Origin of the sequence: Halostella sp. PRR32, assembly GCF_034808085.1 — an archaeon.
Lineage (GTDB): Archaea > Halobacteriota > Halobacteria > Halobacteriales > Natronoarchaeaceae > Halostella > Halostella pelagica.
Genome location: NZ_JAXHGL010000001.1, coordinates 936,994 through 949,377, shown reverse-complemented (window position 1 = coordinate 949,377; position 12,384 = coordinate 936,994). Strand labels below are relative to the sequence as shown.

Genomic DNA, 12,384 nt, shown 5'->3' with positions numbered 1-12,384 from the left:
GGCAGTGTGACGCCGATGAACGGGACCGGATTCGACGGGAGAATTCGGGTCGCTCTCTGCTCGATAGACCGATTCGTTCACCGGCGTGTGTCCGCCGCCGGCGGACTGTAACGCCACGGGAGTCAGGACCAGTCGTCGAACCGGTACCGGTAGGGGCGGTCGCGGATCACGTCTATCTCCCCCTGTTCGGCCCACCGGCCGAGCACTGTTGCGACGCGGTGCGAGCTATCGACGTCTACCCCGTGGTCCGCCAGCAGTTCGCGTATCTCGCTCGCCGTCATCGCCTCGTCCGGATCCACCTCCGCGAGTACCTCTCTGATGTGCTCGCTTTTCCCCCAGTGAGAGCGCATGAGCGACGCTACCACGTCACCTGTAATAAAAGATCGTCAGACAACCGTCAAGTAATATGACATATACTGTCGGCCGGTGCTATCTGTTAGCACTCGTCACTTCAGCGGGTGCGGTCTGTCAGCGGTGACAGCGCCGGTTCCGCCGCTACACCGCCGTGTCGTGTTCGTCCGCGAAATCCCGCTGTCGGCGGTACTCGGCGACGAACTCCGCGACATCGAAGTCGAGCATCTGTTCCTCGAACTCGGTCATCGCGGTGTCGTCGTCCGCGTGACTGATCGCGTGTTCCATCAGTTCGACGACCAGTTCGACGGCGATCTCGTGGAGGCGGCGCGAGTCGAAGTCGGTGAGCCACAGCAGCGAGTACCCGACGTCCCCGTTCTCCGAGAGGTCCTCGCTGACTATTTCGTCGGGAAACTCCTCCATGACGATCCCCATGAGGTGAGTCGTCCCGAACTCCCCCATGTCGTCCTCGTCGGTCTCTATCGTCTCCCGGAGTATCTCGACCAGGAACTCCGGGAAGAACCGCGACGGCGGGTGGACGTCCATCACGACCGCGTGAGTCGCTCCGCAGGCGCAGTCGAAGTCGCGTACACCCATGTCGAGGTCGCGGATCCGGATCGTCTCCCCGCACGGGAGGCTCACGTCGCCGTCCGGCGACTCGCCCGGTACGCGCGGTTCAGCCATGACCGGTGATTGGTCGTTCACGGGTAAAAGCGCCCCGAATCGATCACTCCGAAACGCCGGCGTCCTCGTCTTCGTCCGACCCGTCGAACCCGGTCGCCTCCGGGTCCTCGTACTTCTCGTCGCCGTTCGTGTCGGATTCCCCCTCCTCGCCGCCGCTCGCGTCGGACTCCTCCTCTTCGATTTCGACTTCCACCTCTACCTCTATCTCCAGGCCGTCGGTCTCAAGTTCGGCCTCCGCCTCGGTCGTCTCGCCGACCTCTATCTCCAGTTCGTCGCTGTCGACCTCCACTTCGACCTCCACGTCGACTTCGGTCTCCGGTGCCATAGACGAGACAACGGCGGCCGGCGAAAAAAGCGCGGGGGAAGGCGGCGACGACAGCGATATCGGCCGGGACGACCGTCAGGGCAACAGTTCGTCGTCGATGTCGCTGAACTCGTCGTCGTCCTCGTCCCCGTCGCGTAACTGAACGAAGCCGACCGCGAGGACCGCGGCGGTGTAGACCATGGTGACGGCGCTGACAGCAACGTTCGCGATCCACCCCAGCGTCTCGGAGACGCCGAACAGCAGCGTCACCGGGATCCCGGCCAGGGTGTTGCCAAGTAGCACCACGACGAGCAGCGCCCCGAAAAACAGGGAGACACCGACGCGACGGCCGCTCGTCAGCGCCCAGCTTTCCCGGTACGCGCTCACGACGCCGTCGTCTTCGAGTGCTACGAACCCGACGAAGAAGGCGAAGGTGACGAGCACGAACACGCCGGGGAGGACGAACAGGACGATACCGACGCTGGTGAGCGCCAACAGTAGCAGATAGCCGGCGATCCCGTGGAGCGTCGCCCACCCGACGTTGCGCGTCACCGTCCTCGGTGAGGGAATACCGTCGTCGGAGAGCGCCCGGAACCCGACGACGAAAACGGCGACCGCGGCGACCATCGCGGCGAACGACAGCGCCGCCGCGCCGAGTGCGGACAGCGGGAACGCGAGCGGCGACTCCGCGGGCGGGGCGAGCGCCGGAAACTCCTCTCTGATGGGCGCGGTCGCCTCCGGCGGCTGGCTGTGGAGCGCGACCGTACTGGCGAGTTGCGCGACGAAGGCGGCCAGAACCAGAGCCGCGCCGGTCCGTGACGCCGTGCGGTCGAACCCGGTACGGAGCGTCTCGACGACGTCCATCTCAGGGCCAGTCGTCCCGGTCGTCCGTCTCCGTCTCGGGTTCCTCGACCTCGTCGGCGAGGTCCCACCCGGCGGCTTCGGCCGCGTCTTCGACGGTGAGGTACTCCCAGTCGACCTCCTCGGCGAGTTCCCTGTCCTCGTCGGTCGCCCCGACGAACACGTGGCGGTCGGTGTCGAACTGCTCTCGCACGCTCTCCAGGCTCTCGGCTTTCCCGCGGGGGCCCGAGAAGAAGTCCTGGCGGATCCGCTCCTTCCGCGTGAAGTTCGTTACCACGTACGTCGGCTTGTCCGAGACGACGCCCACGTACTTGCTCCACCGGCGTGCGCCGTCGAACACGGCCGACGGACTCGCCAGTTCCTGCAGTGCAGCGAGTTCGAACGCGAGGGTCATCTCGCCGTCTCCGCCGCTTTCCATGCGATATCGTCGTCGCGGGGTGTGCAAAACGCCTTCGGTCTCGACCGTCGGCGCAACGTCGGTCTCGGACGGCGCTCCTCCGCAATTTCGCTCCGTTGCTCGGTGTCGCGGTGAAGGTTTTCAACCGCTGTGATTGCCGTCGTAGCGCTCGTATGCCTCGGAGTTTCTCCGGATCGCGATAGTCCTCTGGCGGTTTCGACGCTCGCGCCTGCACTTTGAAGAAACGGGTCGCTTCACTTCGTTCGGCGGCCGGGGCTCTCCTATTCGAATCTACGATCGCGTTTACTGAATGCTAATGACTCGCTTCGCTCGTCGTAAAGCGTTCGGAAAAGTGGGTTTGGGCAGTTCGGAATTTTCTGATGATTGGTAGGCGCTATACAGCTGTCCAGCCGCGGTGCTAATGCTAATCATTCTGAGTTCTCCTGATCCCCGAAATCGAGTTTCTCTAAGTGCGGACGCCGCCGAAGTTCCATCCGGTCACGAGCCTCCGCCTTGTCGTAGTGCTGATCGATGACGCGCTCAGACGCATTGACGCGCGTCCGAGTGACCTCCTTCGGAACGCCGCGGTTCCGATGCCACGTGATCGAGCCCGTCCGAACCTGATGCGGCGACCTCGAGGACGGGCACTTGCTGGCCTGATTGTAATCCGTGAACTCGCACGTCACCGGATCGTGGCCGTGCGGGCACGGGCCGTAGATGCAGGGAAGCGTCGCGTGATACATCCAGACGCGAACCGTGTTCCGCGAGGGCCGCCCCTGCGCGGAACAGAGTAGCGGCTGCCGACCGTGCTCGTCGTGCTTGTTCCTGCGTTCGTTCTGGATGTACGCGTCCAAGACATCGCAGACACGGTGGCGAAGGCTGACCATCCGCTCGCCGTTCGTCTTATTCTTCAGCGGAGTCCCCTGGTCAGGACGGTGGACAAACTCGACGTACTGATCGTCGGAATGGTAATCCCGGACATCGAGCGCCCTGACCGCGCCGAGGCGAGCGCCGGTATGCCAGACCAGCTCTAAAATCACGTGATTGCGCGTTCCGTAGTCGGTGGCGTCGTTCCGGTAGTATTCGATGAGTCGATACGCGTCGTCAGTGATGAGGCGGGTGTCGTCAGACTCCTCGCCATCGGGAACGTTAGGCACCTTCACCTTCTCGGCGAGATCTTCGTCGACGGCCTCGATGCGCTCCAGATACTCGACGAAATTCTTCATTGTCTGCATCTCGCCGCGGAGCGTCGTCGCCGCGATCCCCTCGCCGGAGCGATGGCTCCGGAACTGCTCCAGAGTCCACCCTGAGAGGTCACCGACACGTTCGATATCCTGCTCCTCGCACCACTCAACCCAGAGCTTCAGGCGGTAGTGATACGTAGCCTGGCTCTGGTCAGTGGTCTCCGTCTGGCGTTGGTCGACGTACGACTCCCACGCCTCGCGGGGCGAGAGATCCTCTGGTTGCATCACTCTCCCCCCAGGTCCGACCCTTCGACCTGATACAGCACCGTCGCGACATCACGCGCCGCAGGACCACGGCTGATCTCGTCGCGGTCGATGTCGAGGACCTCCGCCGTCTCGAGGATATCCAGATGATGCTGATAAAGGGCAACGTACGCCGCCTTGCGCTCAGTGGTGGTGACCTCGCCGACGCGCTTGCCGTTCTCGTCGGCGGCGATCTGCTCGGCGAGGTCGCCCTTCGTGATCGTCTCGTCGTCGTCAAGTGCGGCGACGTGTGTGACTGCGCGACGCCGGCGCTCGTTCGCGAGCACCTCGAAGACGACATCCTTCGGCAGGTCGACCGACTTGCTGGTTACCCCAAGTAACGAGTGAAGCCGGTCGAGCAGCGAGCCAGCGACCGTCGTCGTCCGCACGCGACTACTCATCGCGACCACCGTCCGTCGCGGCGATCGCGGTTTCGATCGTCCGGGCGCGGCGTTCAAGCAGGGAGCGCCCGGCCTGCGTGGTCGCGTAGGCGTTCGTGCGTCTGTCGTGGCTGCCCTTCTCGACGAGACCCTGGTCGGCGAGCCTGTCGAGGTTGTGGTACACGCGGCTGTGGTTCAGCGCCTCGCCGTAGCGCTCGCACAGTTCGTCGTAGATGTCGAGGCCCATCGGAGCCTCGTCGCTATCGCGTTCGAGCGTGCGGACGACTAGGAGCGCGTCGCGCAGGAACGCGTGGAGGTCGGTGAACGACGTGCCGCCATCGGTGACGATCTGGTCGTCCTCGTCGCCTGCCGCCAACTTCGCGAACGCTTCGTGGAGGCGATCGGTATCCGCGCCTGGCGGGACCGACTGGCCGGTGTCGTAGTCGCTGAGATCCGGCACCCACTGCAGTTCCTGACACCACTGCGCGACCGCCCACTCGGCGGCCGCCGCCGAGTCCTCGAAGTACTCGTCCGGCTCGACCGTCAGCGCGACCAAGTACTCCAGATCGTCGGCGGGATCGAGCACCTCCAGATCGACGGCCTGACGAACACGGCCGATGTCGACGCCGCCGTCGGTCATGACGCGCGGTTGGTCGAGGTGCATATCCGAGACGGGACACCCGCACGGTTCAGCCTCGTGGCGGCCGCGCGTGTCAATACCGAAGAGCGCCTCGCCGCACTCGGGACAGGTCCCGTTCATGCTGACCCCTCCTCGGACTCGTAGCGGCCGGCGGGCGTTACCAGACGCACGTCGTCACGGTCCACGACCTCGTCCGTCGCCCTGTTCCGCAGCGCCGTGAACGTCGGTTCGGCATCCTCGTTGGTCTGCCGCGCGCACGAGGCGCACCAGAAGTGATGATTGACCGGCTCCCACTGCCGATGCCCCCGCGGGCAGACCCACTTCCAGCGGTCCACGTCGTCGTCCAGCCGAATCGTCGTTTTGCCTTCCGTCATCAGGTCGGTCTGATGACACACCTGATAAAAGGCGAGAGCCTTGGACGCGGCGCGAAAGTGAAAGTGGTGCCGAAACGCGCTGAGACGCCGTTTCTCTGGTCGCAGCGAACTATACGCCGCCGTGCCCTCCCACTGACCGCCAGTGGAAGTGGTAGGACTTCTTACAGAATTCTGTTCGTGAACCGTTCGTCGTGCGGGAGTTTTAATTCCCGTCTGCGTGTAGGCTTTCATGCTTCCGTACCGTGCTTACGGGAGCGTCGCGGGCCCGATGTCCCAGCATCGAGGTCCGCTTTTGATGGACCCGACCGAGTAATGACGGGTCCGCGAACACTTCCGTAACAGCCACGTTTAGATACCAACTACTAATAGTTTTGCACAATATAGCTCATACATGAGTAATATAACCTTACCAGGCCAATCAATCGATGCTACTAACCTCCGGAGAAAGAATCTCGGGGTATGCGGCCTCGAGTGCCTTGGATGAACGAGGTTGATGACTCCATTTTGGAGTTCTTCAACAGCCAAGGCGATCAGGTATCCCTTCCACCAACTGCGGTCTGGTACAATTTAGCAGAGATATTCGAAGTGACCGACAAAAGTAGAGATACTGTTGCTCGTCGGATGCGTGGCCTCGACAAAGCAGGACTGCTAGAGAAAGTAGATGAGCAGCGAGGGTATTATAGAATCACTGACAAGGGCGGGGCGTATCTCTCTGGCGACATAGACGCTGAAGATTTAGAACGAGAAAAAGAAGGAGAATCTGATTAGCAAATTCAGAGCTATTCATCAATTATCCCCTCCCATGGACAAATAATGAGTCAATAGATAGGCCTTCTAACCCTTCAATCGTCCGCTCGGCGTACATCTGTTCTAGTGTGGCGATAAGTTGATGATCCTACCCTTCGACTCAACTTTGACTGTCGTCCGTTCTATCTACCCCTAGGGCATCTGCCATTGTCTCGAATAAATAAGGACGAAACCGGGATGTTTCTGATCCTTCCGGTCCGTTTTATTTAGTAATGAGAATGGGGCGAAGTATAAACACAAAATTGCAACACAGCGATTCCTACCCAGAGGGTTCTTGTAGAATAGGTGATTTAGTCTTCGTGTTCACGGTTACGAAAGTCTATTAGATCTCCTCTCTGAACTCCACTGCCACCTTCTACAGAAGTGAATCTGATCACTTCCAATTCACCTTTCGCCTCCAGATTTTTAATTGCCTGACGATAGTCAGACTCAACTGTATCTTGGTATTTTCTTATCTCCGAACATTTTTCGACTAAATTCCCGAATTCAATCCTGAAGTCTTCGAAATTATCGAGTAGGAATTGCTCAGTATTATCTGCACCTCCACCAAATGCACCCAAACCCGTTTGCTGACGGTCATGCTCTACGTGCCTTGGTGCATAACCAAAGTTTCCAGTCCCGCAGTTATGCATTATTTCTCTCATCGTGTGTAGGCCATTAGAATGGTTTGTTCCGAACACCAGGTAGTAAACAGTTTGTCGAGTGTCTGGCTCCGTGATAAGGTATTCAAACGTATGTTCAGGACCATTTTCTTCTAATCGGTCTGTATAATATTCTACAAGCGCTTCCCAGTTTTCAGCAGAATATTGGTCAACCTCATCTTTATATTCTGCATGGCCAAATACAGTCTCAATTGCATCTTCATGGTATTCTACGTCAAAGAACCTGTTAATGTCCCTTGACATGAAGGTTATCAGGAATTCAAACTGGGATGTTGAACCGATCTCAGTGATTACGTCGTAATCCAAGGATTTGAATCCAAAAGGGTCAATAAAAAATAGCGTTGGACAATCACTACCGTCTGTAGAGTTGATCACGTCAAAAATTTCCTCCTGAAACTTCCCATTGATGCAGCTTTTATTAATATTATCCGCAATCCTGGAGGTTCTGCCTAAATTATCGTTGAGTATATCGAAATTCTCCTCATCAGCTTCTATGAATATCGCTTCTGCTTCTTTAAATTGGTCGGTGTGTTGAGTGAGCTTATCAAGGATTATCTGCGGAGAACCTGGAATATCAGCAGGAGTGTCGATATGGTGCATTTCGGGTCCAGTGCAATCAATAGCTTCTGTATATGAGCCTCGTCCCGAGAAACAGTCGACAATCCGTATCTTGTTGTACTTACCTTGTTTCTCATTAGAGTAAGTTAGCTTGTATGTCCAAGGTGTTAGATATTTCTGGTAAACTTCATGTTTAGCTGCTGTATGTTCTTTATATTTCCATTTATCATCATCGTTGTCAGAAAGCGGCATGATGGTGAGGTGACTTCGGATTGTATTTCTAACTACATTATTGTATCGAACGGTCATATTAGCAGTAAGTGCTGTGGGAACCTTTATTGACTTTTAGCATAGCCAATATAACTAAATGGAACTGGCTGAGGTCGGCGCAGGACCCCTACAAAAGTTCGCCCTCAGAGACTCTAGCGGACAATTCAGAACAACCTTCTCTGAACAACCGAACCTCAATGAATTACGTGAAGCATCTCAAGAGTATGGTGATCCTCTAGAGAGAATTAATATCTTGGATGCAGGGCTGGTCTGCAGTAACTGCAACACATCGTTAGGGGACCGATTCGGAGCAAATTCAGATAGCGATCTCCTTTGTTGGGACTGTGCGATGGGACAAGAAGCAGAGACTGACCAGCGCGGCGTTTCTCAAACAACAGATCCGACGAAAGCTGTTCTGTCTGAGTCAGCTCTTTATCATAAAAACCTCTGTAACTATGTTATCAACGTCGCCACTGGTTGTACTCATGGTTGCAAATTCTGCTATGTCCCGAGTACACCAAATATCAAGATGCGAGGCGAAATGTTAGAGAACCAAGCCAATGTGGAAAGCGGTCAACGAGAGTGGGGTAGTTATCTTCTCTACCGCGACGATATGCCGGAACGACTTGCTCGAATTTTAGATCGAAAGCAGAAATGGAAGAAGGAGCAAGGTGGACGCGGTGTCGTCATGATCTCTAGCGGGACAGACTGTTACCAGGACCGTCGAGCAGCACAGATAACTCGCGGATGTGTGATCGAACTAGTGAAGCACAACCGTCCCGTCCGTATTCTAACCCGCAGCCCTGCAGTCGTCCGTGACAAGGACATATTCAAAGCTGCCGACGGATTGGTGACTGTTGGATCGTCTATCCCTTGCCTTGACGACGAGATGGTCCGTTCGATCGAACCTGGTGCACCAGCACCGACAACTCGATTGAATGCACTCCAAGAACTCAGCGACGCAGGTGTTCCTGTCTATGTATCTATGTCGCCCACGTACCCCATCCAAGACAAAGAGGAAATTCGGAATCTCATGGAGGAATTTGTCTCGCTTGATCCAGACGTGATCTTCCACGAACCGATCAATCCCCGCGGACAGAACTTCGATATGACTGTCCGGGCGGCTCGTGAGGCAGGCCAAGAGGAACTAGCGGACGAGCTTGAGAAACTGAAGGACCGAGACCATTGGGTAGAGTACTCGTTGAATCAACTGGAATGGGTCGAAGAGATCGGCGACGAACTCGATCTTCCGATCCATCTCTGGCCCGATAAACAGCTGATCAAGTACCTTGACGGGGAGAAGAGCGAGGAACTTCGAGCGCAGTTAGAAACGACGACGTCGCCTGAAGATTACCCCTCACCGAAGCGCTCTGCCTAAGTTTCACTTTTACTTTCACTGTGCGGTTGGCTCGCTTTTATACGATATTGCTTCAATGATCAAACAGTGAGCGGCCAATGGAACTGGAATACAGGGTCGGAGACGACTGGTTTGATCGCTCGTACGAATTGGTCAACTCTGAGGAGGCCCTGGAATCCTTCGATGATCCTACCTTGGACCAATTACGGGAGGGAAGTCGAAAACACGGAGATTCCCTTGACCGTTTAGATCTGTGGCAAGCAGGCCTTCTCTGTGCCGAGTGTAGTGATGCTATTAATGGCCGGTTCGCCGCATCTCCCGAGGGAGATCTCCTCTGCTGGGAATGTGCATCTCAAACAGAAGAGCAGGAGAAATCGGGGATCAGCGTGAACACTGATCCCACGAAGGCCATCATCAGCGAATCACGCCTCTACAAGAAGAGCCTCTGTGATTACGTAATCAATGTCGCTACGGGGTGTCGGCACGGTTGCAAGTTCTGTTACGTCCCGACGACGCCGGCGATAGAGAACCGAGATGAGATGCTGAATGAACAGGCTGGTGTCGAAGATCCTCAAGGAGATTGGGGGAGCTACCTGCTATATCGTGACGACCTCCCAGAGCGTCTCGGAAACGAACTGGAGAACACCGATGAAGACGACTGGGAAACGACTGATCGAGGGCGAGGAGTTGTAATGCTTTCTAGCGGCACGGATTGCTATCAGGACCGTCGCGCGGCGCAGATTACTCGCGGTTGTGTCGCGGAGTTAGTCAAACACGACCGTCCGGTTCGTATCCTTACCCGCAGTCCAGCTGTGACCAGGGACCTCGACCTGTTCAAGGAAGCTGGTGATTTGGTTACGGTGGGATCCTCAATACCGTCACTTGATGCACCACTTGTCCGGGCGATGGAGCCAAATGCTCCTCCGCCGATGGCGAGATGGGAGGCGCTGGATACACTCAGTCGTGCTGGAGTTCGAGTCTTTGTCTCGATGTCCCCGACGTATCCGACAATGGACGAGGACGATCTTTGGGAGCTACTCACCTATCTGAAAGCCTTAGATCCAGAAGTCATCTTCCACGAACCGATCAATCCTCGAGGAAAGAACTTCCAGATGTGTCTCGAAGCTGCGGAGGAACTCGGCGACGAACGACTTGCGGAGGAACTCCAGAACCTCCAAGACAAGGACTATTGGGTCCAATACGCCTTGGAACAGATTAGTCTGGTTCAGGCGTTATCTGATGAAATTGGAGGCCTTCAGATTCACTCCTGGCCGGATAGAGAATTACTGAAGGAAACATTAGGTCCGCTCCGCAGCCGCCTCAAAGAAATGCGCCGATCAGTGTCTCCTGAATCCTTCTCAGCTGAAGTAGAGGAAACAAAACAGAAGGGTTCAATGACTAACATAAAGGAATTCTTATAAGTTCTATTTCTACGATAAAGTGAACAGAGAAAACATCCTACTACCCTCGACCGATCTCCGACACGGGCTGAAAGCAGTAAGTCAAGCCGATATCAAACGAGTTAATCAATTTATAGAAGACAAAATATCAGATTTACATAAGTAATCCGGGGACAGATATTCCAATTAGAACTCATCGTACGACTGCACATACTGTCCATCGTCCCGTGGCTCAAAAGCACCGATATCCTCAAGAGAATCACAGATCTCCTCGACCTTATCCTTTGACTCGGAAAGTTCCAACTCCGATATCAGGTCCTCAGCTGAAAATGGGCTTCTGAACAAACGCGCTCCCCGGATAACCTGCAACACCAAGTCCTCGTCATGGTCCACCCGTTCAGCGATTCCGCTGTCTTTCTCCTCCAAAGCTTCGTTCACACGGTCGATTTCCCGCATCACCATATCCAGATGCTCGTCGCGGAAAGAATAGCCATTACCGTACTCCTCGATTTTGTCCTTGAAGGTTACCAGCGTCGTTACAGTCCACTCCGCCTGGTCCATCACCGATACCTCGTTAGCGATTTCGACAATCTTCTTCGACTTTGCCTCCTCGATGCCGAACTGCTCCCCGATCAACCCCATAACAAGTAGTGTGCGATCAGGATTACCGCTGGGGAACCGCAATCTTGCCTCTACGATAGACCGGAGACCGTTGTTGATCGTCGAGGCCGGTTCATAGTACCCTTCCTCCAAGGAGCTTATCGCGAAGTTCAGGCAGGAGTTGACGAATGTCATTGCCATAGCCGATGTGACCTCGTTAATCGGGGAGTCAATATCGGAGGCCACGACACTTGCAATCTTGCTGTAGTCCTCGGCGATCGAATTGGCCTGGCCAGCATCACACTCAGAAACATATTCAACGGTTATAGCCCCGAAGACGCGGAAGAACACCTCTGGAACTCCCTTAGGTATATTCTCTGCCCAGGATTGGATGGATGCTCTAAGCAGGGAGATGACGTGCTCTGCTACACGGTGGTTCTCCTCCTTGACAGCAATCCGGAAAGTGTCCTCGAATGGGCTAAGAAGGTACCAGGCGACGAGCTGGGAATCACTGTGCGAGACCAGGAATTCCCGGTACCGGTTTTCCAGTTGGGATTCCACATGGTCCTGATACCGGTCGAGCAACGCAGTGACGGTCTCGGTATCGTCTTCGATTATCCTAGACCGGACGATGTCCATGAACATGTCGACCGGGTCATCTTCCGAGATATCCAGATAGGAGACAGTGCGATAGATGTCACGGATCTGGTCTCGATCCTGGCCTTTGTAGATCTCGGCTCTCTCTTCTTGGACGACGTTCTCTACCCTATCGAGGAAGTCAGAGTTGATCCTGTTGATCGAGGTATCCAGCATCACCTCTGGGGACAGCGAACGGAGAAGCCATCGGAGGAAAGGGAAGATGCTCAAAATCGAGGCCGAGATGAAGAAGATGAAAGTACCGAATGCCCAGTAAACGTACCGGCCGGTCGATATCAGAAAGATGGCGAAGAGTATCGCGATCAGGTGCGGCGTGAAGTGAAGCCAGATAGCCGATTTCTGCAGGACTGTAGAATCAACTCTGTGCGAGTAACGGTTGGACGCAACTCGGATACCCATTATCGTGACGGTCAAGCTGATTGTGAACAGTGTGATAACACCGATCAGAAGCGGACGTACGGCGTTCTGTCGTGTCGGTTGATTCGAGAACAGGGTAGCGGAAACTGCGATAATGATTGATGCGACGGCGATAAGAATCCAGTATTGAGTGACGCGGGGATATTCATCTGCAAATCGCCGTGGCCGTGTCCTGAAA

General features: G+C 55.8%; 14 protein-coding genes. 3 read left to right on the top strand and 11 right to left on the bottom strand.

All coding sequences use genetic code 11. The features are described from left to right. Positions 1-122: 122 nt before the first annotated feature. From SM753_RS05100 to SM753_RS05060, 9 genes are all read right to left on the bottom strand, one after another. The gene (locus SM753_RS05100) at positions 123-350 is read right to left on the bottom strand and encodes a DEK C-terminal domain-containing protein (RefSeq protein ID WP_135535724.1); all 228 of its coding nucleotides are present in this window, start codon (positions 348-350) and stop codon (positions 123-125) included. A gap of 145 nt (positions 351-495) precedes the next feature. Continuing rightward, entirely contained in the window at positions 496-1,035 is a 540-nt protein-coding gene (locus SM753_RS05095; protein ID WP_135535725.1) for a DUF5815 family protein, read from the bottom strand. A gap of 43 nt (positions 1,036-1,078) precedes the next feature. Further along, positions 1,079-1,360: a hypothetical protein gene (locus tag SM753_RS05090; RefSeq protein ID WP_323190780.1), complete on the bottom strand. Its 282-nt coding sequence runs from the start codon at positions 1,358-1,360 to the stop codon at positions 1,079-1,081. 75 nt (positions 1,361-1,435) lie between these two features. Next, positions 1,436-2,203 carry a hypothetical protein gene (locus SM753_RS05085; RefSeq protein ID WP_323190779.1) on the bottom strand — a complete coding sequence of 256 codons (768 nt, stop codon included), beginning with the start codon at positions 2,201-2,203 and terminating at the stop codon, positions 1,436-1,438. 1 nt (position 2,204) lies between these two features. Further along, positions 2,205-2,618, bottom strand: coding sequence for a hypothetical protein (locus SM753_RS05080; protein WP_135535728.1), 414 nt, complete (start codon positions 2,616-2,618; stop codon positions 2,205-2,207). Between the two features lie 407 nt (positions 2,619-3,025). Continuing rightward, positions 3,026-4,069: a tyrosine-type recombinase/integrase gene (locus SM753_RS05075; protein ID WP_369335315.1), complete on the bottom strand. Its 1,044-nt coding sequence runs from the start codon at positions 4,067-4,069 to the stop codon at positions 3,026-3,028. Further along, on the bottom strand, positions 4,066-4,485 hold the full coding sequence (locus SM753_RS05070; RefSeq protein ID WP_323190777.1) for a hypothetical protein: 420 nt from the start codon (positions 4,483-4,485) through the stop codon (positions 4,066-4,068). Before SM753_RS05070 ends, SM753_RS05075 begins: the two co-directional genes overlap by 4 nt. Then, entirely contained in the window at positions 4,478-5,224 is a 747-nt protein-coding gene (locus SM753_RS05065; protein WP_323190776.1) for a helix-turn-helix transcriptional regulator, read from the bottom strand. Before SM753_RS05065 ends, SM753_RS05070 begins: the two co-directional genes overlap by 8 nt. Then, positions 5,221-5,478 carry a hypothetical protein gene (locus tag SM753_RS05060; protein ID WP_323190775.1) on the bottom strand — a complete coding sequence of 86 codons (258 nt, stop codon included), beginning with the start codon at positions 5,476-5,478 and terminating at the stop codon, positions 5,221-5,223. Before SM753_RS05060 ends, SM753_RS05065 begins: the two co-directional genes overlap by 4 nt. A gap of 480 nt (positions 5,479-5,958) precedes the next feature. Between SM753_RS05060 and SM753_RS05055 the strand changes: the two genes are divergently transcribed. Further along, positions 5,959-6,246: a transcriptional regulator gene (locus SM753_RS05055; RefSeq protein WP_323190774.1), complete on the top strand. Its 288-nt coding sequence runs from the start codon at positions 5,959-5,961 to the stop codon at positions 6,244-6,246. Positions 6,247-6,575: 329 nt separating this feature from the next. On the opposite strand, the gene SM753_RS05050 is transcribed toward SM753_RS05055, so the two are convergent. Beyond that, positions 6,576-7,757 (bottom strand): three-Cys-motif partner protein TcmP, encoded by a 1,182-nt coding sequence (locus SM753_RS05050; protein WP_323190773.1) that lies wholly within the window; start codon positions 7,755-7,757, stop codon positions 6,576-6,578. 115 nt (positions 7,758-7,872) lie between these two features. Here SM753_RS05050 and SM753_RS05045 point away from each other — a divergent pair, with 115 nt between their 5' ends. Further along, a complete protein-coding gene (locus tag SM753_RS05045; RefSeq protein ID WP_323190772.1) occupies positions 7,873-9,153 on the top strand; it encodes a radical SAM protein in 1,281 nt (426 codons plus the stop codon). Between the two features lie 77 nt (positions 9,154-9,230). Continuing rightward, positions 9,231-10,553, top strand: a complete 1,323-nt coding sequence (locus tag SM753_RS05040; RefSeq protein WP_323190771.1) for a radical SAM protein — start codon at positions 9,231-9,233, stop codon at positions 10,551-10,553. A gap of 165 nt (positions 10,554-10,718) precedes the next feature. Here SM753_RS05040 and SM753_RS05035 read toward each other — a convergent pair whose 3' ends face one another. Next, positions 10,719-12,188 (bottom strand): hypothetical protein, encoded by a 1,470-nt coding sequence (locus tag SM753_RS05035; protein ID WP_323190770.1) that lies wholly within the window; start codon positions 12,186-12,188, stop codon positions 10,719-10,721. Positions 12,189-12,384 lie beyond the last annotated feature (196 nt).

Coding starts and splice junctions, on each gene's coding strand:
- SM753_RS05045 (WP_323190772.1), top strand. CDS start 7,873: ATGGAACTGGCTGAGGTCGGCGCAGGACCCCTACAAAAGTTCGCCCTC.
- SM753_RS05040 (WP_323190771.1), top strand. CDS start 9,231: ATGGAACTGGAATACAGGGTCGGAGACGACTGGTTTGATCGCTCGTAC.
- SM753_RS05100 (WP_135535724.1), bottom strand. CDS start 350: ATGCGCTCTCACTGGGGGAAAAGCGAGCACATCAGAGAGGTACTCGCG.
- SM753_RS05050 (WP_323190773.1), bottom strand. CDS start 7,757: ATGCCGCTTTCTGACAACGATGATGATAAATGGAAATATAAAGAACAT.
- SM753_RS05055 (WP_323190774.1), top strand. CDS start 5,959: ATGAACGAGGTTGATGACTCCATTTTGGAGTTCTTCAACAGCCAAGGC.
- SM753_RS05070 (WP_323190777.1), bottom strand. CDS start 4,485: ATGAGTAGTCGCGTGCGGACGACGACGGTCGCTGGCTCGCTGCTCGAC.
- SM753_RS05035 (WP_323190770.1), bottom strand. CDS start 12,188: ATGGGTATCCGAGTTGCGTCCAACCGTTACTCGCACAGAGTTGATTCT.
- SM753_RS05065 (WP_323190776.1), bottom strand. CDS start 5,224: ATGAACGGGACCTGTCCCGAGTGCGGCGAGGCGCTCTTCGGTATTGAC.
- SM753_RS05095 (WP_135535725.1), bottom strand. CDS start 1,035: ATGGCTGAACCGCGCGTACCGGGCGAGTCGCCGGACGGCGACGTGAGC.
- SM753_RS05090 (WP_323190780.1), bottom strand. CDS start 1,360: ATGGCACCGGAGACCGAAGTCGACGTGGAGGTCGAAGTGGAGGTCGAC.
- SM753_RS05085 (WP_323190779.1), bottom strand. CDS start 2,203: ATGGACGTCGTCGAGACGCTCCGTACCGGGTTCGACCGCACGGCGTCA.
- SM753_RS05060 (WP_323190775.1), bottom strand. CDS start 5,478: ATGACGGAAGGCAAAACGACGATTCGGCTGGACGACGACGTGGACCGC.
- SM753_RS05080 (WP_135535728.1), bottom strand. CDS start 2,618: ATGGAAAGCGGCGGAGACGGCGAGATGACCCTCGCGTTCGAACTCGCT.